Origin of the sequence: Streptomyces sp. NPDC087859, assembly GCF_044742595.1 — a bacterium.
GTDB lineage: Bacteria > Actinomycetota > Actinomycetes > Streptomycetales > Streptomycetaceae > Streptomyces > Streptomyces canus_F.
The window spans coordinates 419,301-440,754 of the sequence record NZ_JBIUUU010000009.1; the positions used below are offsets into that span (position 1 = coordinate 419,301).

Annotated in this window: 14 protein-coding genes; 4 read left to right on the forward strand and 10 right to left on the reverse strand. The window is 72.7% G+C overall.

The window, feature by feature from the left end; genetic code table 11:
- Window positions 1-227 precede the first annotated feature (227 nt).
- The 3 genes from ettA to ACIOHP_RS24335 are packed head-to-tail and all read left to right on the forward strand — an operon-like array spanning window position 228 to window position 2,977.
- Window positions 228-1,892 carry an energy-dependent translational throttle protein EttA gene (ettA, locus tag ACIOHP_RS24325; RefSeq protein WP_401890703.1) on the forward strand — a complete coding sequence of 555 codons (1,665 nt, stop codon included), beginning with the start codon at window positions 228-230 and terminating at the stop codon, window positions 1,890-1,892.
- 6 nt (window positions 1,893-1,898) lie between these two features.
- Window positions 1,899-2,312: a thioesterase family protein gene (locus tag ACIOHP_RS24330; protein ID WP_361478560.1), complete on the forward strand. Its 414-nt coding sequence runs from the start codon at window positions 1,899-1,901 to the stop codon at window positions 2,310-2,312.
- The gene (locus ACIOHP_RS24335) at window positions 2,309-2,977 is read left to right on the forward strand and encodes a hypothetical protein (RefSeq protein ID WP_401890706.1); all 669 of its coding nucleotides are present in this window, start codon (window positions 2,309-2,311) and stop codon (window positions 2,975-2,977) included. The genes ACIOHP_RS24330 and ACIOHP_RS24335 overlap by 4 nt, the downstream gene beginning before the upstream one ends.
- 66 nt (window positions 2,978-3,043) lie before the next feature.
- Here ACIOHP_RS24335 and ACIOHP_RS24340 read toward each other — a convergent pair whose 3' ends face one another.
- From ACIOHP_RS24340 to ACIOHP_RS24355, 4 genes are all read right to left on the reverse strand, one after another.
- The gene (locus tag ACIOHP_RS24340) at window positions 3,044-4,006 is read right to left on the reverse strand and encodes an ABC transporter ATP-binding protein (RefSeq protein WP_401890708.1); all 963 of its coding nucleotides are present in this window, start codon (window positions 4,004-4,006) and stop codon (window positions 3,044-3,046) included.
- 55 nt (window positions 4,007-4,061) lie between these two features.
- On the reverse strand, window positions 4,062-6,767 hold the full coding sequence (locus tag ACIOHP_RS24345) for an FtsX-like permease family protein (RefSeq protein WP_401890710.1): 2,706 nt from the start codon (window positions 6,765-6,767) through the stop codon (window positions 4,062-4,064).
- A 1-nt stretch (window position 6,768) separates the two neighbouring features.
- The gene (locus ACIOHP_RS24350) at window positions 6,769-9,996 is read right to left on the reverse strand and encodes an FtsX-like permease family protein (protein ID WP_401890713.1); all 3,228 of its coding nucleotides are present in this window, start codon (window positions 9,994-9,996) and stop codon (window positions 6,769-6,771) included.
- A 146-nt stretch (window positions 9,997-10,142) separates the two neighbouring features.
- The gene (locus tag ACIOHP_RS24355; protein ID WP_307030507.1) at window positions 10,143-10,547 is read right to left on the reverse strand and encodes a globin; all 405 of its coding nucleotides are present in this window, start codon (window positions 10,545-10,547) and stop codon (window positions 10,143-10,145) included.
- Between the two features lie 125 nt (window positions 10,548-10,672).
- Between ACIOHP_RS24355 and ACIOHP_RS24360 the strand changes: the two genes are divergently transcribed.
- Window positions 10,673-11,659 carry a methyltransferase domain-containing protein gene (locus tag ACIOHP_RS24360; protein ID WP_401890715.1) on the forward strand — a complete coding sequence of 329 codons (987 nt, stop codon included), beginning with the start codon at window positions 10,673-10,675 and terminating at the stop codon, window positions 11,657-11,659.
- 264 nt (window positions 11,660-11,923) lie between these two features.
- On the opposite strand, the gene ACIOHP_RS24365 is transcribed toward ACIOHP_RS24360, so the two are convergent.
- The 6 genes from ACIOHP_RS24365 to ACIOHP_RS24390 form a co-directional block, all read right to left on the reverse strand.
- Window positions 11,924-13,549, reverse strand: a complete 1,626-nt coding sequence (locus ACIOHP_RS24365) for an FHA domain-containing protein (protein WP_401890717.1) — start codon at window positions 13,547-13,549, stop codon at window positions 11,924-11,926.
- A gap of 68 nt (window positions 13,550-13,617) precedes the next feature.
- Window positions 13,618-14,964 (reverse strand): VWA domain-containing protein, encoded by a 1,347-nt coding sequence (locus ACIOHP_RS24370; RefSeq protein WP_361538980.1) that lies wholly within the window; start codon window positions 14,962-14,964, stop codon window positions 13,618-13,620.
- 100 nt (window positions 14,965-15,064) lie between these two features.
- A complete protein-coding gene (locus tag ACIOHP_RS24375; protein ID WP_361538977.1) occupies window positions 15,065-16,417 on the reverse strand; it encodes a protein phosphatase 2C domain-containing protein in 1,353 nt (450 codons plus the stop codon).
- The gene (locus tag ACIOHP_RS24380) at window positions 16,418-18,946 is read right to left on the reverse strand and encodes a tetratricopeptide repeat protein (RefSeq protein ID WP_401890722.1); all 2,529 of its coding nucleotides are present in this window, start codon (window positions 18,944-18,946) and stop codon (window positions 16,418-16,420) included.
- Window positions 18,943-20,277, reverse strand: a complete 1,335-nt coding sequence (locus ACIOHP_RS24385; RefSeq protein WP_361538971.1) for a hypothetical protein — start codon at window positions 20,275-20,277, stop codon at window positions 18,943-18,945. The genes ACIOHP_RS24380 and ACIOHP_RS24385 overlap by 4 nt, the downstream gene beginning before the upstream one ends.
- Before the next feature lie 64 nt (window positions 20,278-20,341).
- The gene (locus tag ACIOHP_RS24390; protein WP_361538968.1) at window positions 20,342-21,448 is read right to left on the reverse strand and encodes a glutamate ABC transporter substrate-binding protein; all 1,107 of its coding nucleotides are present in this window, start codon (window positions 21,446-21,448) and stop codon (window positions 20,342-20,344) included.
- Window positions 21,449-21,454 lie beyond the last annotated feature (6 nt).

Consider the following 21,454-nt stretch of genomic DNA (forward strand, 5'->3'; position numbering starts at 1 on the left):
CTCGCGCTGTGGCCGGGCCGGGTGGTCGGCACCCTGGGGGACTCGCTGGGCAAGGCCCGGTCCGTCTGAGTGACGACAACCGACAGTGACGGTCGCTCTACCGCCGCCGACGGCGAACCCGCAGGTCACAGCGGTCCAGCCAAACGGGTTACCACCCGAGGGTGGACGTCAGGCAAGATGGGGTGTATCTGCCCACTGCCAGATTTCAAGCTGCCGGACGGTTTCTCTTGGCTGAGTACATCTACACCATGCGCAAGACGCGCAAAGCGCACGGCGACAAGGTCATCCTTGACGACGTGACGCTGAGCTTCCTGCCCGGCGCGAAGATCGGTGTGGTCGGGCCGAACGGTGCCGGTAAGTCCACCGTTCTGAAGATCATGGCGGGGCTCGAGCAGCCTTCCAACGGTGACGCGTTCCTGTCGCCGGGCTTCAGCGTCGGCATCCTCATGCAGGAGCCGAAGCTCGACGAGTCCAAGACGGTCCTGGAGAACGTCCAGGACGGCGCCGCCGAGATCATGGGCAAGCTCACGCGCTTCAACGAGGTCGCCGAGCTCATGGCGACCGACTACTCGGACGCGCTCATGGACGAGATGGGCAAGCTCCAGGAGGACCTGGACCACGCCAACGCCTGGGACCTGGACGCGCAGCTGGAGCAGGCCATGGAGGCGCTGGGCTGCCCGCCCGGCGACTGGCCCGTCACCAACCTCTCCGGTGGCGAGAAGCGCCGTGTCGCGCTCTGCAAGCTGCTGATCGAGGCCCCGGACCTGCTCCTCCTCGACGAGCCCACCAACCACCTCGACGCCGAGTCGGTGAACTGGCTGGAGCAGCACCTCTCGAAGTACGCGGGCGCTGTCGTCGCCGTCACTCACGACCGGTACTTCCTGAACAACGTCGCCGAGTGGATCCTCGAGCTCGACCGCGGCCGCGCGATCCCCTACGAGGGCAACTACTCCACGTACCTGGAGAAGAAGGCCACTCGTCTCAAGGTCGAGGGCCGCAAGGACGAGAAGCGCGCCAAGCGCCTCAAGGAAGAGCTGGAGTGGGTCCGCTCCAACGCCAAGGGCCGCCAGACCAAGTCCAAGGCCCGCCTCGCCCGCTACGAGGAAATGGCGGCCGAGGCCGAGAAGATGCGGAAGCTGGACTTCGAGGAGATCCAGATCCCGCCGGGCCCGCGTCTGGGCTCCATCGTCGTCGAGGTCAACAACCTCTCGAAGGCGTTCGGCGACAAGGTCCTGGTCGACGACCTCTCGTTCACGCTGCCGCGCAACGGCATCGTCGGCATCATCGGCCCGAACGGCGCGGGCAAGACCACGCTGTTCAAGATGATCCAGGGCCTCGAGCCCGCGGACTCGGGCACGGTCAAGATCGGCGACACGGTCAAGATCAGCTACGTCGACCAGAGCCGTGCCAACATCGACCCCAAGAAGACCCTGTGGGCCGTGGTGTCGGACGAGCTGGACTACATCAACGTGGGCCAGGTCGAGATGCCGTCGCGGGCCTACGTCTCCGCCTTCGGCTTCAAGGGTCCGGACCAGCAGAAGCCGGCCGGCGTCCTGTCCGGTGGTGAGCGCAACCGTCTGAACCTGGCGCTCACGCTCAAGGAGGGCGGCAACCTGCTGCTCCTCGACGAGCCCACCAACGACCTCGACGTCGAGACCCTGTCCTCGCTCGAGAACGCTCTGCTGGAGTTCCCGGGCGCGGCCGTGGTCATCTCCCACGACCGCTGGTTCCTGGACCGGGTCGCGACCCACATCCTCGCGTACGAGGGTGAGTCCAAGTGGTACTGGTTCGAGGGCAACTTCGAGTCGTACGAGAAGAACAAGATCGAGCGGCTGGGCGCCGAAGCCGCGCGTCCGCACCGCGCCACCTACAAGAAGCTGACCCGGGGCTGATCGATCTTGCGGCACATCTACCACTGCCCGCTGCGCTGGGCGGACATGGACGCGTACGGCCACGTCAACAACGTGGTCTTCCTCCGCTACCTGGAGGAAGCCCGTATCGACTTCCTGTTCCGCCCGGAGAAGGACTTCAAGCAGGGGTCCGTGGTGGCGCGCCATGAGATCGACTACAAGCGGCAGCTCGTCCACCGGCACACGCCCGTGGACGTCGAGCTGTGGGTCACGGAGATCAGGGCGGCGTCCTTCACCATCTCCTACGAGGTGAAGGACGGCGCCGAGATCTACGTACGCGCCTCGACGGTCATCGTGCCGTTCGACTTCGAGACGCAGCGGCCGCGTCGGATCACCTCCGAGGAGCGGGAGTTCCTGGAGGAGTACCGGGATGACGACGAGGAGGAGGCCGTCGCCGCATGACGGTTCTCCACCTCGCCGACGAGGGGGAGGCGGCGGATCTCGCGGCCTTCCTCTCCAGACTGCTCCACTACGACCGTGGGGCCGCGGTGCGTCTCCAGGCGGCCGGTACCGCGCTCGCCGTCTTCGGGCGGCCGCCGTCCTTCGACGTACTGGCGATCCGCGCGGTGCGGCTGGCGAAGCCGTACGAGAACGGGCTGGACGCCACGCTCGATGTGACCGTGTCCGCCGGGGAGTTGCTCGAGTCCGTCGATGAGACGGGCGCGACGGCCGTCGTCCCGAAGGAGGTCACCGGACCGCCGTGGGCCGGGGTGCTGCCGCCCCGGGGCGGATGGCGGCCGGTGCCGGGGTTGCCCGCGTCCGAGGCGCTGCGGGCGATGGTCGGTGCGGGGGTCGCCGAATTCCGGTCCCGTACGGGGGAGTTGGCGGACGAGCGGCGTACGCGCGCCGAACTCGACCGGATCGGGCGGGAGATCTGGTCCCGGACCGTCGGGGACACGCATCTTCCGGTGCGGGCCGTGCACGCGGCGCAGTCCCTCGGGTTCCTGCGCGCCGCCGGGGAGTTGGCGCTGCTCTCCTCCGGTGCGTGGCTGCGGCTTCGTACGCCCTATGGGTCCATCGCCGTACGGCGGGCGGGACTCGGGGCGCTGGACGTCAGCGTGCGCTGAGCGTTGTAACCCTCGATGTCCTGATCCTCGACACCTCGACACCTCGACACCTCGGCACCTCGCCCCTCAGGCGCGGTCGCTGTCGTCCGGCCATACGCCGATGTGGTCCGGTTCCAGTTCCAGTGCCACTCGGTCGCGCATGCCCAGGGTCTCCGTGTACTCGGCGGGGAGCTGGAGGCGGCCGGCCCGGTCGAGCATGGCGTACTCGCGTGCCACGACCGTCTCGTGGCCCGTCGCCGCGTCCACCTCGCTGCGGCGCAGGACCTCCGTGGAGGTGCGGCCGTCGCGGATGGCCACCGTGCGGCGGACCTCGCTCGCCACGGCCTGGTCGTGGGTGACGATGACGATCGTGGTGCCGAGGTGTTCGTTGGCGGTGCGGAACGCGGCGAAGATCTGTTCCGCGGTGTGGGAGTCGAGTTCGCCGGTGGGTTCGTCGGCGAGCAGGACGGCGGGGGAGTTGGCGAGGGCCACGGCGATCGCCACGCGTTGCTGCTGGCCGCCGGACATCTGGTTCGGGTGGCGGTCCCGGCAGTCGGCGATGTCCAGCAACTCCAGCAGTTCCAGGGCGCGTTCGGTCTGTGCCTTGCGGGCTTTGCGGGTGGCGCCGGTGGCCAGTTGCATCGGGAGGGTGATGTTCTGGGCGGCGGTCAGATAGGGGAGAAGGTTGCGGGCGGTCTGCTGCCAGACGAAGCCGACGGTCCTGCGGCGGTAGGCGAGGCGGTCCTTCGGGGTCATCGCCAGGAGGTCGTGGTCGGCCACGCGGGCCGCGCCGGCGGTGGGGGTGTCGAGGCCGGCGAGGATGTTCATCAGGGTGGACTTGCCGCTGCCGGACGCGCCCACCAGGGCCATGAGTTCGCCGTCGCGGACGAGGAGGTCCAGGCCCTGCAAGGCCTGGACCTCTATGCCGTCCGTGGTGAAGATGCGGACCAGGCGGTCGCAGGTGATGAGGGCGTCGTGACCGTAGGTGGGGGCGTTGCGGGCCGTGGCGGCGCGGGTGGTCAGATCCGCGAGGGTGGGGTTGGTGGTCACTGAGGGCTCCTCGGGTCGTCGGCCGGGGTGTGGCGGGGCGGGTTTCTCCGGCGGTTCATCTCGCGTCCCCCGCCCTCAGCTCCCCCACCGACCCCCGTCGCCCCGACCACCACGCCTGTATCCCCGCCACCCCGACCGTCACCAGCACCACCGAGGCCGCCGGGATCGCCAGGGACAGGGCGGACGTGCTCAACTCGGCCCGGTCCGCCGACGACGGTGAGGAAGCCAGGGCGATCGTCGTCAGGTCGATGCCCGGGGAGAGCAGGGCCACCGTCGCCCAGCCCGTCAACGCGCCGCCCACCGCGGCCAGTACCGCCTGGGGCAGGGACTCCAGGATCAAAAGGCGGCGGCCCTGGGCGCGGGTGAGGCCCATCGTGCGGAGGCGGGCCAGGAGCGCGGTGCGTTCGGGGGCCGCGCGGAGGAGGGAGAGCAGCAGGGCCAGGACCGCGTAGCCCGCGCCCGCCGCGACCGCGACCGTGTAGATGTCCTCGGCACCCGATTGAAGGGGGGAGCCGACGTAGCGGGCTCGTTCCTCCGACCTCAGCTGCACATGGCCCACCGTGCCCGTCGCCTTGCGCAGGGCCGTCGCGTCCACCTGCGCGCCGGTCAGCAGCAGTGCCGTCGGGCGGGCCGCCGACGCGGGCAGTTCCGCCCGGTTCACGATCAGGAACTCCGTGCCGGACACCGCCGGAGTGCGGTCCCGGACCGTCGTGATGCGGACGGTGAAGGTGGTGCCGTCCTGGAGCCGCACGGGGATGGGGCGGGTGCCGTACGTGGCGGCCACCGTGGGGGAGGCCACCGCGGTCAGCGCCTCCCGTGGCTCCCGCGCCTTCGTCAACTCGCCCTTCTTGAAGGGGCCCAGGCCCGTCCGGGCGGTCAGTGCCGCGTATCCGGCCGGGTCCACGCCCACCAGCGGCGCCGACTGCCGGCCGCCCGCGAGCTGGGCGTCGTAGGCGATGCTCACCGCCGTCACGTCCCGCACGCCCGGCGTACGGCGGATCCGGTCGGGCAGGGCGGCGGGCAGGGGTTCGTTCGCGTCCACGCGGGCGTCCGCGCCGATGGCGAGGAGCGCCGCGTGGTCGCGGGCCTCGTTCACGCCGCTCAGGACCGAGCCGCCGAAGGCCGCCGTCGTCAGGGCGGTGAGCAGGGCGAGCAGGGGCAGGACCGCGGAGGCGGAGGTACGGCCCGCGCGGGCCAGGGACAGATGGGCCACCACCCCGCGCAGGCGGCCGGCGGGGCGGGCCAGACGGCGCAGCGGGAGCGGATAGAGGCGGACCAGGGCCAGGGCCGCGATCACGCCCGTCAACACCGGGGCGACGTACGACAGTTCATCGCCCTCGGAGCCGCGTCGGCGCAGGGTCTCCACCGCGGCCAGGGCCAGCACGAGCAGGGTCAGTTCGGCGACCGTGCGGCGGCGGGACGGCCGGGCCGTCGCCACGTCCTCGCGGCCGGTGTGGATCCGTACGACCCGATGGGCGACCACCGCGCGCAGCGGCAGCGCGGCACAGGCGGCGGCCGTGACCGCGGCGGCCGCCGCCAGCGCGTACGTCCGGCGGCCCCCGGGGAGCAGCAGCAGGGCCGCTGTCAGGCCCAGGGCACCGGCCGGGACGGCCACCGTCGCCGTCTCCGCGAACAGCCGGCCCGCCAGGCCGCGCAGGGACGCGCCACGGGCGCGCAGCAGGGCCAGTTCGGTGCGGCGGCGGTCGGCCGCCAGGCCGCCCGCCATCAGCAGGACTACGGCGGCCACCGTGCCCGCGCCGACCGCGGCGACGGCGACCAGCGGGGTGACGCCCTCCCGCAGCCGGTCGTAGGCGGTCAGGATCTCGTCGAGGTCGGTGTCCGCGTCCGTGAGCGGGCCGGTCGCCGCACGGATCTTCTGGAGTGCCGGACCGGCCTCCAGGGACGCCACCGCGGCCTTCAGACGCTCGGTGTCACGGGCGTGCAGGGCGTCCGTGGCGGGCGCCAACTGCCAGTACCGCCAAGGCGTTCCGGGCGTGCCCAGCAGCACGGGGGCCGCCTCCGGGGCGAGCAGCAGGGCGCCGAGCCAGTACTTCTCCGCGTTCGCCCCGGGGACGGGGACCAGGGAGGGGCGGTGCAGGACGGGGTGGGTCGACCAGTAGCCGCCCGCGGGGTCGCTCGGGGTGACGATGCCGGTGATGCGGACGACCAGCGGGTCGCGGCCCTCGCCGGGCACGTGGATCCGTGCACCCACCTCGATGTGCAGGCTCCTGGCCGTCGCCGCGCTGACCGCCCCCTCCACCTCGGGCGTCGACGCGGTCACCGGGTCCGACGCGCGCGGCAGCCGACCGGTGACCGAGCGGACGTGGTCGGCGAGGCCGTGCTGGGCGACCAGGGTGACCTGCGCGGGCGTACCGGTGGGCTGCGGGATCCAGGGGTCCGGCACCTCCATGCTGTTGGCGGTGCGCACGCCGTACGTCGACTGGCCGCGGTCGGCGACCACGGGCCGTTGGACCGCGGCGAGGATCTTCGCGTACTGGTCGGCCAGCGTCGCCGGGAGGACGTCGTGCTCCGAGATGATGCCGTACTCGGGCTGCGCGTACAGCTGCACGGCCGTCCGGTCGGGGCCCGCCCGCTCGACGGCGCGGTGCAGGCCCGCGTCCTCGTACCGGTCGACCGCGCGCGGGAAGGCCGCGGCCAGACACGCGGTGAGCGCCACCATCACGGCGAGGGCGAGTGCCGCACCCGGGGCGGCGCGCAGCCGGGTGCGGATCCACGGGGCCACGACAGACCTGGACCTCACCTCACTCACCACCCTGTTCCCTCAGTGCCACCACCGGATTCGCCCGCCGCAACGCCAACACCCCCGTCACCACCAGCGGCATCACCGCCACCGCCCCCAGCAGCACCACGACCTGCGGGACCGGCAGCTCGACCAGCACCTCCGGCACCGGCCGCGTCGCCTCGGTGGTCAGGACGACCAGAGGGATCACCGCCCGCGCCAGTACCGTCCCCAGCACCGCCCCCACCGACAGGGCGAGTGTCACCAGGACGCCCTGCTCCAGGGCGATCGTGCGGGCCAGCCTGCGCCGCGGGGCGCCCAGCGCGCGCAGCACCGCGAACTCCGGGTCCCGCTCCCGCAGGGAGCCCGCCGCGCTCACCGCGAACCCGAGCGCGGCCAGCGCCGCCGCCACCCCGGCCGCCGCGGTGAACGCCGCCTCGGGGCCCGCCCCGAACGGGTCGTCGCGCAACTCCTCAGCGATCTCGTCCCGTACGACGACCTGAGCGGGGTCCATGTCCGTACGGGCCCGCAACGCGGACGCCACCTCCGCGGGCCGGTCGGTTTGGAGCCACCACTCCGTCGGGGTGACGCTCTCGCCGTACCGTGCCTCCAACACCCGGTTCACGGACCGCAGATCGACCAGCAGGGCTCCGCCGTCGTTCACCGTCGTCGGCAGCGCCGCCACGGACGCCACGATCCGCACGGGCAGGGTCCGCCCGCCGAACGTCACATCGACGCGCTGCCCCGTCGCGGCGCCCGCCGAGGCGAGGTAGCGGTCGGTGGCGACGGCCGTGATCTGCGGCTGCGCGGGCTGGGCGACCCGCAGGCGGACGGTCAACGAGGCGATGACATAAGGGTTGTCGGCCGGAATGTAACCCGTGCCGTACGCGGCCGTCGGCGGCTTCGACCCGGTCACGCGCGCTTTGGTGGGGAGGTTGCTGCCGTCCGCGTTCTCGATGATCCCGTCGGCGAGGGAGCGCACCGTCCAGTCGGCGGGCAACTGAACCCGCCGTACGGACCTGTCGGACCGTACGGCCGACAACTCGCCCAGAACGAGACGCTGTTGCTGCGCGCGGCCGATGGGCAGGGGCTGGACCAGCTGTACGTCCGTCAGCGTCAACGGGCCTGAGGGGACCGCCAGTTCGAGGGTGTGCGGACGGCCGTCGCCGGCGAGGGTGCCCGCGGGAACCCGGTAGGGGGTGCCGTAGCGGTCCTCCAGGGTCACCGTCACATCGGCGGTCGTGTCCGCGGTGGCGCCGCGCAGGGTCGCCGTCAGCCGCAGCCGGGACGTGCCCGCCGGTATCCGCGCGCCCGCCGTCGCGCCCTTCGAGCCGAGTCCGGTGAGCAGCGGGCGTACCGGCTCGGAGGCCAGGTCCTGGCGCATCAGCACGGTGTCCGCGGTGTGCGCGGTGTCCAGGGCCAGCACCGCCGCCGTGCGGTTGCCGGACAGCGGCAGTTCCGTGCGGACGGCGGGAGCCGCCTGTCGTACGTGGTCGACGGCCGCGTACTCGTCGGTGCGGCCGAGGTCGTCCTGCCCGTTGGCGAGGACCCGCACCGGCACCCCCGCCCGGAAGTCGGCCTGGTCGTCCTGCGAACGGTCCCAGGAGGCGCCCTGGGCGATCGCCAGCATGCCGAGCGCGACGGCGAGGACCAGCAGCAGCACCGGACCCGCGCCGCGCCCCGGGCGGCGGCCGATCTGCCAGCCCGCGAGGGCCGTGGCCAGGCCCCGCCCGGCGGCCGCCCGGCGTTCGGCGAGACGGGCCAGCGGCGGCAGCAGACGCAGGGTGAGGACCGTACCGGCGAGGAGTGCCAGGGCGGGGGCGGCGACCAGCAGCGGGTCCACGCCGAGGGCACCCGAGCTGTCGCCCGTGACGGCACCGGTGGTCTGTCCGCTGAGCTGCCAGTACGCGACCCCGGCGATCACCAGCAGCCCGATGTCCGCGCCCGAGCGCAGCGCGCCCGGCAGCGCGCGGGCCCGGCCGGTCGCGAAGGAGGACGTCAGCGCGGGCAGGGTCACCGCCAGGGCGCAGCCCAGCGCCACACCGGCCGCCACCAGCCACACCCCGATCCGTCCGCCGGCCGGCACGTCGAGACGCAGCCCGATCCGGGCCAGCGCGCCCTGCCCGGCGAGCAGCCGGGTCAGCGGTCCGGCCAGCAGGGGCGCGAGCGTCACCGCGGGCACCGCGAGCAGCAGCGCCTCGGTGGCGGCCAGGCCCGCGACCCGGGGCCGGGAGGCACCGCGGGCCCTGAGCAGCCGGGTCTCGCCCGTGCGTTGGGAGCTGAGCAGCCGGGCCACCAGGAGCAGCGCACAGCCCGCGAGGAGCCCCAGCTGGAGCGCGACGATCAGCAGGGTGGAGCGCGAGACGAGCAGGGAGCGGTCCACGCGGTCGAGGACGGCGGGCAGCTGGGTGTTCGCGGCCGTCGTGCCGCTCAGCGCGGCCTTCCCGCGCATCGCCGCGCTGCCGCCGAGGGCCGCCTCGCGCAGCGCGTCGATCCGCCCGGTCGTCAGCGTCGAGAAGTCGGCCGTCGCCAGCCACGCCGACGCCCCGGCGCTCACCCGGCCGTCGGTCAGCGCGGCGGGGGCGGCGAGCAGGGGGCCGTACGTCGTGAAGTCGAGCTTGTTGACGCCGCGGCCGTGCAGGTCGTCGAGGAGCTGCCAGTACGGGGCGTCCGTGCGGGCCGGCCGGTACAGGCCGACGACCGTGATCCGTACGTCCGGGCCGTCCAGGCGGTCGACGAGGGTGAGACGGGTGCCGGGCTTCAGCTTCAGCAGCCGGGCGGCGCTCTCCGGGAAGGCCACTTCGTCCACGGCGGAGGGCGTCCGGCCCTCGGTGATCCGTACCTGCGATCCGTCCAGTGCCGCGAAGTGCGTCAGATCCGGGTCCTCGGACCGCTCGGCGGCGGGCCTGAGCGAGCGGGGCAGTGCGTACGGGCCCGACCGCATGAGCTTGTGCACGGTCACCGGCAGCCCGTCGAAGGTCTTCCGCGCCCCTTCGCGTACGGCGGTGTCGGCGGCCGTGCGCTCCTCGGCGGGGACGTCGGCCTTGACGACGAGCGCGGTGTCGGCGGCGTTGCGCGGGTCGGTCAGGGAGTGGCGCAGGGCCGCGTCGCCGATCGCGCCCGAGTAGGCGGTGAGGGTCGCCAGGACCGCCGTGGTCAGCAGGACCGCCAGCAGTGCGGCGGCGAGCAGCGGACGGTGTGCCCGCGCGCGCAGGAGGACGAACCGCGCGAATCCCCCGAACCCCGTCACTCCGACCCGGCCCCCCGCCGTGTTGTCCAGACCTCCCGGCGATGTTGTCAGAGGAGGGTGGGGGCGGGTAAGCGGTTGTGGACCGGGCTTGACCGGATCGTGATCGGAATCCGGCGTCGAACGACCGGAATCCGGGACTCAGCCGGTCAGCTGGCGGTGTTCACCATCGAGGCCGCGGCGTACGTCAGGTAGTTCCACAGCGTGTGCTCGTGCTCCTCGGACAGACCGAGCTCGTCGACGGCGACCCGCATGTGCTTCAGCCAGGCGTCGTGCGCCGCGCGGTCCACCTGGAACGGGGCGTGCCGCATCCGCAGCCGGGGGTGGCCGCGGTTCTCGCTGTACGTCGTCGGACCGCCCCAGTACTGCATGAGGAACAGCGCCAGGCGCTCCTCGGCCGGGCCCAGGTCCTCCTCGGGGTACATGGGCTTCAGGATCGGGTCCTCGGCCACACCCTCGTAGAAACGGTGGACGAGGCGGCGGAAGGTCTCCTCCCCGCCGACCTGCTCGTAGAAGGTCTGCTCCTGAAGCGTGCCGCGCGGAATCTCTTTCACCGGTCCATGGTCTCAGACGGGGGAACCAGGACTTGGGGCTTAGGTCCTCTTGCCGGGAGGGGGTGATTCCGGATCGGTGGGCCGTGGTGCTCGCTTCGGCCGCGGTCCCGCAGGACAGTGGACATATGGGTGCGCATGCTCTCCGCAAGGACCTGGACGTCGTCGCCGCCGAGGCGCGGGCCGCGCTGGTGGACCGGATCGACGCGAGCGGGGCGTGGGCGGACGACCCGGTGTGGAGGGGGGCCTTCGCGGCGGTACCGCGGCATGTGTTCGTGCCGTACTACTACGTCGGCGTCATGGGCGGCTACGAGCGCCGGTGGGGCGAGAGCTCCGACCCGCGTACGCGCGAGCGCTGGGTGCGCGGCGCCTACGCCGACTCCCCGCTGGCCACGCGGATGCGCGACGGCGAGCTGGTCTCCTCCAGCAGCCAGCCCTCGCTGATGGCGATGATGCTGGCGGCACTGGAGGTCGAGGACGGCGCCAGGGTCCTGGAGATCGGTGCGGGTACGGGGTACAACGCGGCCCTGCTCGCACACCGGCTCGGCGACGACGGCCTCGTCACGACCATCGACCTGGAGCCGGAGATCACCGAGGCCGCGCGGCAGCACCTGGCCGCCGCCGGGTACCGCCCGCTCGTCGTCACCGGCGACGGTGCGCGCGGGGTGCCCGAGCGGGCCCCCTTCGACCGGATCATCGCGACCTGCACCCTGGCCTCGGTCCCGCGGGCCTGGCTCGCCCAGTGCGCCCCCGGTGCCCGGATCCTCGCCCCCCTCGCCACCGGCCTGATCGCGCTGACCGTCCGCGACGCGGGGCACGCCGAGGGCCGCTTCCTGCACACGCCCGCCTACTTCGTGCCGCTGCGGGGCGAGGGACGCCCGGAGCCGGAGCCCGCCCGGCTCGGCGGGGTGCCGTCCCGGGTCCGGGAGAACGAGCTGTTCCGCTTCCTGCTGGAACTGAGCCGGGGCAGCCTCGATCCGCAGGAGTCCTACCAGTTGTGGGAGCGCGAGGGGTGGCCGCCGCGGGAGCGGTACGGGATCACGGTGAGCGACGGACACGAGTGGGCGTGGCTGGACGACCCGGAGGGACCGTATGTGTGGCCGCTTGGGCGCTGACATGGCGAGGAAGCCGACGCGGTGGGGGTGGCGCCGGCGGGGTGGGAGCGGCGGTGCGGTGCGGGCGTGGGACGTGCGTGTGTGTGGCCGGGTGATCGGGAGGGGCTGTATGTGTGGCCGCTCGGGGGCTGGCACGGCGGGGGAAGCCGGCGCGGTGGGGGTGGGCGGAAGCGGCGGTCCGGTGCGGCGGCGGATGTGCGTGCTCGTGGCCGACATGGGCAGGGGGCCCGGCGCGTGGTGCGCCGGGCCCCCTGGACGTCGTGACTATCCGCGGCGGACCGTGATCGTCGTCCACGCGCCCACGTGCACGCGGTCGCCGTCCTGGAGCGGGACCGGGACGAAGGGCTGGATGGGCTCCTCCGCGCCGTTGACCGTCGTGCCGTTCGTCGAGTTCTGGTCGACGACCGCCCAGGTGCCGTCGGGCTGCTGGACCAGCACGGCGTGCTGGTGCGAGACGCCCGGGTCCTCCGGCGGCACCGACAGATCGATGTCGGGGGTGTCACCGGTGGAGTGCCGGCGGCGGCCGATGGTGATCTGGTTGCCGGTGAGGGTGCGCTGCTGCTCGGGCGAGTACGCGGGCAGGTTGAGCCCCGCGGCCTCGGGGCCGGAGCGCTGCATCATCGCCATGAAGTACTCGCGGTCCGGACCGATCGTCGCCGACCAGGTCGCGGGCTGCTGCGGGTAGCCGGGACCGGGTCCGGGCGGGGGCTGGGTGGAGCCGGGCTGCGGGTAGCCGTACCCGCCGCCGGGACCGTTGGGCGCGGTGGAGGACGGCGGGGAGATCACCCAGTCGTCGTCACCGCCGCCGAAGCCACCGGGGCCGGACGGCTGGAAGGCCGAGGGGGCGCCACCGGTCGCACCGGGGCCGGCGGGCGGCGTCGGTCCGGGAGGCGGAGGCACCGGGCGCGAGGGGTCGCCGCCGAAGGCGGAGGGGGCACCTTGCCCGCCGGGGCCGCCGGGCCGACCGGGGCCGCCGGGTCCACCAGGACCGTCGTAGCCGCCGGGTCCGCCGGGTCGACCGGGACCGTCGTAACCGCCCGGACGGCCGGGGCCGCCAGGAGCGCCGGGACCACCGGGACCACCGGGTCCACCGAAGCCGCCAGGGCCGCCGGGAGAGTTGGGGCCGTCGAAGCCTCCCTGGCCACCGGGGCCGCCGGGACCGTCATAACCGCCGGGCCGACCGGGTCCACCGGGATAACCGCCGGGTGCGCCAGGAGCGTTGGTGCTGCCGGGACCACCGGGGCCGTCGAAGCCGCCCTGGTTGCCGGGGCCACCAGGTCCGTTCGGGCCGCCGAAGCCTCCCGGGCCACCGGGACCGCCGAAGCCGCCCTGGTTGCCGGGGCCTCCCTGGCCGCCCTGGTTGCCCGGGCCGCCGGGTCCGCCGAAGCCTCCGGGGCCGTTCGGGCCGGGCGGCGGGGGCGGGCCTCCGGACGGGCCGGAGGGGTCGTTGCCGAAGGGCGGGATCGGTTCGGCGGGACGGTTCATCTGGGACGGGCGGGAGCCCTGGTACTCGTACGAGTCACCGGCGCCGTACGACGAACCCTGCGGCGGTCCCTGGAAGCGGACGCCCGGGCCGGGGGCCGGCGGGCGCGGGGCGGCCGGGGTGTACGAGGTGGCCGTGTTCGTCAGGAAGTTCCACCGGCACTCCTCGCAGAACGGCGCACCGCCCTCACGGGGCGTACGGCACTGCGGGCAGAGCTCCGGCTCGTGGTCCGGGACGGCGGACAGATGCGGCGGGCGCCCACCGGGCTGACCCGGCGGCGGGAAGCCGTAACCACCACCGGGCGGCGGCGGGGGAGGGGGCGGAGGTACGGCACCAGCCATGCGGTGACCGCAGACCTCGCACCAGTCGTCGGAACCCGACTGGTGTCCGTTCGGGCAGGTCGGCATGTCGGCGCGTCCCCCTCTCCTTCTCTGTCCTACCAGGGTCCTGCTAGGTCACTTCTGGTCACTTCTGGTTACTTCTTTACACGAACAGTCTTTGTGGACCGGGTCTCGAGAGTCATCTCGTCCGCTTCCGCGACCTTCGCCTTCAACCGCACAGTACCTGTCGCGGCATCGACCACGTCCACCACCTTCGCAAGCAGTTTCGCAGTATCGGCGTTCCCCGAGGCGCTCGCGAGCTGAACGGCCCGGCCCAGTTTGGCCGTTGCTCCATCCATATCGCCCGCTTTGCGAAGATCGAGGCCTTGTTGGATGACCTGTGCCAGTTCGGCCTGGCCGGTGTAGTGGGCGACCTGAGGGTTGATCGACGTCGAGGCGACCATGTCGTCGGTCCACACGGCCCGTACCAGACCCTGCGCGCCCAAGTTCTGCGCGGACCCGTCGGGTTGGGGGACGACCAGGGAGACCCGGGCGGCCAGCATCTCCTGGCCGAGGGCGGCGGCCGGGACCTCCACGCAGAGGTGGTAGTCACGGGACTCGTCTCCCCAGGAACCGGTGGGATAGTCCCCGGCGCGCGGGCCGGCCTCGGTGCGCCGGTCGGTCAGCTCCACGACCGTGGGCGCGACCTGCTTGACGAACCTGATGGTGGTGCCGACCGGTGTCCACACCCGCAGGGAGACGTCCGCGACCTCCTTGCCCATGGCCGTCTCCATCATCTGTGTGAAGTCGGCGGCGAGACCGGCCGGGTCGGCAACGATGTCCGCGGTACCGAGCAGGGCCGAGGCGATCCCTGTGACTTCACTCACTTCCCAGTCGGTGCCCACGCCACGGGCGTCACAGGTGAAGCGTCCGGCGCAGGCGTCGAGGGAGGCCTTGAGATCCTGCGCCGACTCGTGTTCGTTGCGGCCGTCGGTGAGCAGGATGCCGTGACGGATGGTGACGTCCGCCGAGGACAGCAGCCGGTCGGCGAGCCGCAGCCAGGTGCCGATGGCGGTGCCGCCGCCCGCGCTGAGCTTGCGCAGGGCCTGTTTGGCCTGGTCGCGGGTGGTGGCGTCGGCGACCGCGAGCCGGCCCCCGCCCGGGTACACCTCCCTGGCCACATGGGTGCCGTCGATCACCGCGAAGTGCACCCCGTCGCGCAGGGTGTCGATGGCGGCGGCGGTGGCGTCCCGGGCGTTGCGCATCTTGGTCGGTGGATAGTCCATCGACCCCGAACAGTCGACCATGATCGCCACGGCCGCGTCGGGTCCCTGTCCCGGTGTGAACAGGTGCGGTGCCGCGACGGCGCTGCCGATCGTGCCGCCACCGGTCGCGGTCACCGTGACGATGCCGTTGACCTCGCGGGCGCCTTCCGGCAGGTACTCGTTCTGGTACACGTCCATCGAGAACTGCGGCACGTTGGACTTCGAGAAATTGGCCATGCCTGCTGAATCCCCCTCGCAGACCCCACGGTTGTCGTGAGGTGATGACTGTGTGCGGACCGGTCCCCTCCGGTCCGCTGAGACGTCCCCGAAATCGGCCTCAGGCCGATCCTGCCCCCTGCGACGGGGCGGGGAACGGCACGACGGCCACTGTTACGTTGTCGTGGCCCCCGCCGTCCAGGGCGTGACCGACGAGCACCTGTGCGCTGTGCAGCGGACGCACCGCCGCGTCGAGCGGTACGGCCTCGGCCATCTCCTGCGCCGCCTCGGCGTAGTTCCACAGTCCGTCGGTGCACACCACCACTACACCCGCACGGTCCGGCTTGAAGGAAGCGGTGTGCGGTTCCAGTTCGTACGCGTCCGCGCCGAGCCAGCCGGTGATCGCGTGGGCGCGCTCGTCGGCGTAGGCCTCCGCCTCGTTCATCAGACCCGCGGCGACCATCTGTGCGGCCCACGAGTCGTCCTCGGTGAGCCGGGCCGGCAGCGAGCTGCGGTCGACCGGGACCCAGTAGGCGCGGCTGTCGCCGACCCAGCCGACGACCAGCAGCCCGGACGTCACGATCGCGCCGACGATCGTGCAGGCCGGGGCGTTCTGGTGCGGGGCGTGCTCACGGGCCGTGGCCGGTTCCGCGGCCAGCGAGTTGACCGCGCGCGAGGCGGCGACGATCGCGTCGTGCATGGCCTGCTGCGGGTGGGTGCCGCGCGGCAGGGCGGCGAGCAGCGACTCGCTCGCCGCGCGGGACGCGGCCAGGGAGGCGTCGTCGGGCCGGGTCGCCGAGGACACGCCGTCGCAGACGATCGCCATGGCGGCCGGCCGGCCGTCGGGCAGGGTCGCGTTGCCGATGGCGAACGCGTCCTCGTTGCGGTGGTGGCGCAGGCCCCGGTCGCTGACGGCCGCGATCGGGCCGGACTCCTGCTCCATGTGATCGCGTTCGCGTGGCTGGGCGTGGCCGCAGTTCTCGCAGTAGCCGTCGTGGTCGACGCGCCCCGCACGGCAAGCGACACACACCTTGACGCCCTCCGCGGGGGTCGGCGTCTCCTGGGCGACGCGCGGGTCGGGCGCCTGGAGCGGGTACTCGTCCGGCTCCGGCGGGCGGTCGAAGCGCACACCGGTGACGGGGGAGACCGGGGACCCGGTGGGCGGGGGCTCATGGGCGCCCGCCACGGGCACGGCCGGCAGCTCACGGCCGCCGGAGTCGGTGCCCGCCAGGTCCGTCGGCAGATGGGTGGCCGGCGGGGTGTCGGCACCGGCCGGCTCGGGGGCGACCGGCCAGGGGACCCCCTCGGCCGGACCCGAGCCGTTGACGACGAGCGTCGGTTCGTCGTCCGGCGGGGCGGGCACGGCGGACAGGTCGTATCCGCACGCACCACAGAAGCGGTCACCCGACTCGAGGGGTTCCTCGCAGATCGGGCACCTCGACAGGGCGATCGGCTGGGGCATCTGCGACATCAACTACACCCACGTCCGGGGGCGGTAACGATTGGCACGTTCCACCAGGTCGATCCTCTCCTCGCCGCCTCGGGCCAGCCGGGCCAGCGTGCGGTACGAACGCTCCAGTCCGAAGCGGAGTCCCCGCTCGTCCAGTTCGCTGCCGAGCAGTACCCGGCGTGCGGACGGTGCGGCGCCCTGGCCACCGGAGAGTATCCAGTCCAGCGCGGAGCCGAGGACTTCCACGGACAACTGCTCCCGGCGCGCCGGATCCAGCCCGTACGCGTCCAGCGCCTCGACCTGCCCCGCGGCCGCGGTCAGGTCGTCCAGGAACGGTACGTCACCGGCGGCCGCCGTGCGTCCGCGCAGTCGCGCCCGTACGGCGGCCACGCGGGCGCCCGTGTAATGGATGGAGGACTCCGGGACCGACTCCAGCGTCCGTACGGCGCCGGTGCGGTCCCCGCTCGCGAGCTGGACGCGGGCCAGACCGAAGGCGGCGCTGACATAGCTGGGGTCGGTCGACCACACGAGACGGTAGTACTCGGCCGCGTTGTCGAGCTGTCCCAGCACCTCCGCGCACAGGCCGAGCGCCAGCTTCGGCGCGGGCTCGCCCGGGAAGGCGTCGTAGATCGCGTCGAAGGCGAGCGCGGCGGCCTCGTGATCGCCGGTGACGAGCGAGGCGACTCCGCGGTACCAGACCACCCGCCAGTCGTCGGGCCGCTCCTCCTCCAGCCGCCGCAGGGCCTCCAGCGCGGTGTGGGCGTCCCCGTTCTCCAGCCACGCCCGGATCTGCCGCAGCCGTGTCTCGACGGAGGGCGCGGGCGCGGCGGCGAGCGCCCCCAGCAGCTCGGCGGCCGCGGTGGCCATGAGCCCGGCGAGGAACCCGGCGTTGGGATCGGCGGGGTCGACCCGGGGAACAGGCAGGGCCAGCGCCGCGGCCGGTGTCCCCACCGTCTTGACGAGGGTCTCGGTGCCGCCGAGCGTCGGGACGACCCCACCGACGGCCGACAGCTGCGGAAGAGGAGACGGCGAACGACGGCGGGTGACGACCACCCGCGCCCCCAACCGGGACACCTCACCGTCCAGCTTCGGGAACAACTCCGTGTCCGTCACCCGCAGTTCGGGACCGAACAGCGTCGACAGCGCGGGCCGGGCGCGCCCCGTCTGAAGGGACACGACCTCCCGCAGTACGCCCGTCAGCTGCTCGGCCATCTCCTGCGCGGAGGCGAACCGGCGGGCCGGGTCCGGGTCGGTCGCGCGGACCAGCAGCCGGTAGAACGACTCGTACTGACGGAAGACCTCGATGTTGTCGGGGTCCGGCAGCGAGTCCACGAAGACGTTCGTGTAGCCCTGGAAGTCGAAGGCCAGGACCGCCAGCGTCCGCGCCACCGTGTACAGGTCGGAGGCCACCGACGGGCCGACCTCCGCCACCTCCGGCGCCTGGTAGCCCACCGTGCCGTAGATGGCCGACTCGTCGTCGTCCATCCTGCGCACCGCGCCCATGTCGATGAGCTTGAGCTGGTCCTCGGTCTGGATGGCGTTGTCGACCTTGAAGTCGCAGTACAGCAGATTGCGGCTGTGCAGATGGCCGAGGGCCTCCAGGGCCTCGATGCCGTACGCGCAGGCCTGCTCCACCGGCAGCGGGTCGCGCTTGCCGGTGGGGGTGCGGCGGTCGTTGGCGATCTCCTTGAGTGACTTGCCGCCGACGTACTCCATGACGATGTAGCCGTCGAGCGAGCCGGTGCGCTGGTCGAGGTGCTCGACGAAGTTGTAGATCCGCACGATGTTGGAGTGCTCGATCTCCGCGAGGAAGCGACGCTCGGAGATGGCGGCGGCCATCGCGTCCTGGTCCCCGGTGTCCAGCAGGCCCTTCAGCACCACCCAGCGGTCGGACACCGCGCGGTCCACCGCGAGATAGACCCAGCCCAGACCGCCGTGCGCCAGACAGCCCACGACCTCGTACTGGCCGTGCACGATGTCACCGGCGTTGAGCTTCGGGACGAAGGAGTACGGGTTCCCGCACTTCGTGCAGAAGCCCTCGGTGCGGCCCGGGCGGTCCCCGCGGGAGCGGCCCACCTGCGCCCCGCAGTCCGAACGGGAGCAGAACCTCTTGCGCTCGGGGACCTCCGGGTTCTCCAGGACCATCACGCGCGGGTCGGGCCGCGGCACGCCCGGGACCTGGACCAGGCCCACCCCGAGCCGGCTGCGGGCGCTGGTGTTGGTGCTGGATCCGGAGCTGCGCACCGACACCGAGCGGCCCGTCGTACGGCCCGACAGGGCGCGCGAGAGGCGTCCCGACACCGAGCGCCGGGACTTCGACGACTGCGACGACGTACGGGAACTGGTACGGCTGCTGGCGCGCGAACTGCTGCTGCCCGAACCACGGGAGCCCTTGCCGCCACCGGTGATGCCGGTCGGCGGGGAACCCACCATCCCCTTCGACGACACCACCGGTGCGAGACCGCAGGTGTCGCAGTACAGTTCGCCGCCGCCCACGTCCTCGTACGATCCGCCGCAGCCGGGCCGCTGACAGGTCTGCTGTGCCTCACTCATGACTGGGCCTCCCCCCTACGGTCCTCGGGCCCGCTCTGCTCCGGCACCCGCGGGGTGCGGAACAGGTCGGCGGCCGCCTGCTGGTAGCGCAGGACGGCCTGTTCGGCGACGCGCAGATCGCAGGGCGCGCTCCACAGCATGCGGCGCGCCGCGTCGTACCGCTCGATGAGGAACGGATCCTCGGCGAGGCCGTGCCGGGCGACCTTCGCCTTGTACGCGTCGAGGCGGCCGCGCAGCTCCGCGCGGACCGCCAGTGGCTGGGTGACCGCGCTCAACGACTCGCGGGCACGCAGCAGTTCGTCCTCCGCCTTCTGCTCCAGGGACTCCAGGAGCGGCGAGAGGCGGTGCCACTGGGCCTGTCTGCGGTACTCGGCGGCCGTCGCCAGCTGCTCCTGCAGCACGGTCGGCGGTCCGCTGACGACCGGTACCTCCGTGGCGGCGATCTTCGCCAGCACCTCGCCGCGCGCGATGCGGGCCTCGGCGAGCGTACGGTCCGCGCGGGACAGCACGTCACGTAGCCTGACCAGGCGCTGCTCGGCGTCCTGGCGGACCGTCAGCACCGCGTCGATCTCCCGGCGCACGTCCTCCAGGGCGCGTGCCTCCCGGTCGTACACCGTGGTGTCGGGCCGGCCGCCGCCCGGCGCCGAACTCCCCTGTGCCGGCAGCCAGTACGCCAGTGGGTCCGACACCACCTGCTCACGCAGACGCGTCAGCGTGCGCGTGATGCGCTCCAGGTCGTCGCCGGCCGGGTGCTCGCCCGGGCGGACGCCGACGGAGTGCGCGAGCTTGCGGGTGCGCTGGAGCTCCGCGGCCAGTAAATCTATGCGCGCGGGCAGCGCCGACCACACCGCGTCGGAGGCGACGACCATGTCGAGACTCGTCGCGTACAGCTCGTTCATCCGGTCGACGAGGGTGACCAGGCTGAACTGCTCGCTCAGCTTGCCCGAATTGCCGTGCAGGGTCGGCGCGTTGGCCGTCGCCGTGGCGCTGCCGGCGACCGTGACCGACTCGCCGCGCAGCAGCTCCGTCAGCTCCGCCAGATCGCCCTGGCTGGACCAGCGGCGGCGGGACCTGATCTCCCGGGCGCTGCGCAGCGCGTCCGTGTACGCGTCGAAGTACGCCCACAGCAGCGTGATCGACGCCTCCGCGGACGTCCAGCGCTCCTTGGTGACACCCGTGAGCGCGGCGCCCTCGAGCAGTCTGCGGCCCGAGTGGTCCTGCAGGGCGAGGAGTGAGGTCTCGATCGCCTCGTACTCCGCGCCGAGCCGCGCCAGCGCACGGTCCACCTCGTCCCGGTCCATCACCGGCCCGGGGGGTCCCGTGACGCCCATCGATCACCTCTCGCTGCTGCGTTGTCGGGGTTGGGTTCGTGTTGTGTGTGGGGGGCGCTCCGTGTCAGCTCTTGCGCAGGTACTCCGGAGCCGGCGGCTCGGACTTCGCCGAGTCCGTTCCCAGTGTCGCCGACAGCCACTTGTCGTACGACGCCTGCCAGCCGTTCGCGGTGTCCTTGCGGTAGTCCACCAGGATCTGGTTGACCCGGCGTACCAGATCGTCGGCGTCGAGCTTCATCGCCACGCCGTAGTACTCGGTGGTGAAGGGGGCGTCGCCCTTGAGCTCGACCGTGGGGTCCTGCGCGGCCTGGCTCGCGGCGAGCGCGCCGTCGGTGACCACGGCGTCGACCTCACCGAGCTGGATCCGTACCAGGCAGTCGAGTTGGTTGGGGACGACGGTGGAGGTGATGTCGGTGGTCTTGGGGAGCTTGCCGGCCTTCTGGCGCACGGTCAGCTCGGAGTTGGCCGTCGAACTCGCCGCCGTGCAGACCTTCTTGTCGGCGAGGGAGTCGTCGGGGCCGGTGATCGGCGAGGACTTGGGGGCGAGGACCTGCTGGCCCGTCTTGAAGTACGGGGCGGAGAAGGCCACGTCGGCCATCCGGGTGCAGTTGATGGTCATCGTGCGGACCACCATGTCGACCCGGCCCGACTGGATCGCCGGGATGCGCTGGTTGGTGGGGATCGCCTTGAACTGCACGGCGTTCGGGTCACCGAGGATCTCCTGGGCGATCCGGTGCACCAGGTCGATGTCGAAGCCCTCCAGCGTGTTGCCGCCCTCGTCGTTGTTGGGGTCGCGGTAGCCCCAGCGGTAGCTGTTCTGGTCGACGCCGACGATCAGCTTGCGCTTCTCGCCCTCGCGGGCCTTGATCTTCTTGATGGTGTCGCCGTCCGCGGCCGACGGGGACAGCGTCTGCTTCTCCGGGGCCTTCTTGATCTGCGGGTCGAGGCAGGGGTCGTCCTCGGCCCTCGCCTGGACGCCGTGGGCCGCGCCCGGGCCGCCGGCGCTCTCGCCCTCGCCGGACGACTGGGTCAGCGGCAGCAGCAGGACGAAGGCGACCGCGAGGGCGCAGACGACCGCCATCGCGGCGACCCCGCCCCAGCCCTTCAGACCGGTCCGCAGCGCTCGCTCACGTCGTGTACGCCGTGCCTTCGGTGCGTACGGTGCTCGCATCGGCTT

Coding starts and splice junctions, on each gene's coding strand:
- ACIOHP_RS24335 (WP_401890706.1), top strand. CDS start 2,309: ATGACGGTTCTCCACCTCGCCGACGAGGGGGAGGCGGCGGATCTCGCG.
- ACIOHP_RS24360 (WP_401890715.1), top strand. CDS start 10,673: ATGGGTGCGCATGCTCTCCGCAAGGACCTGGACGTCGTCGCCGCCGAG.
- ACIOHP_RS24365 (WP_401890717.1), bottom strand. CDS start 13,549: ATGCCGACCTGCCCGAACGGACACCAGTCGGGTTCCGACGACTGGTGC.
- ACIOHP_RS24370 (WP_361538980.1), bottom strand. CDS start 14,964: ATGGCCAATTTCTCGAAGTCCAACGTGCCGCAGTTCTCGATGGACGTG.
- ACIOHP_RS24380 (WP_401890722.1), bottom strand. CDS start 18,946: ATGAGTGAGGCACAGCAGACCTGTCAGCGGCCCGGCTGCGGCGGATCG.
- ACIOHP_RS24385 (WP_361538971.1), bottom strand. CDS start 20,277: ATGGGCGTCACGGGACCCCCCGGGCCGGTGATGGACCGGGACGAGGTG.
- ACIOHP_RS24390 (WP_361538968.1), bottom strand. CDS start 21,448: ATGCGAGCACCGTACGCACCGAAGGCACGGCGTACACGACGTGAGCGA.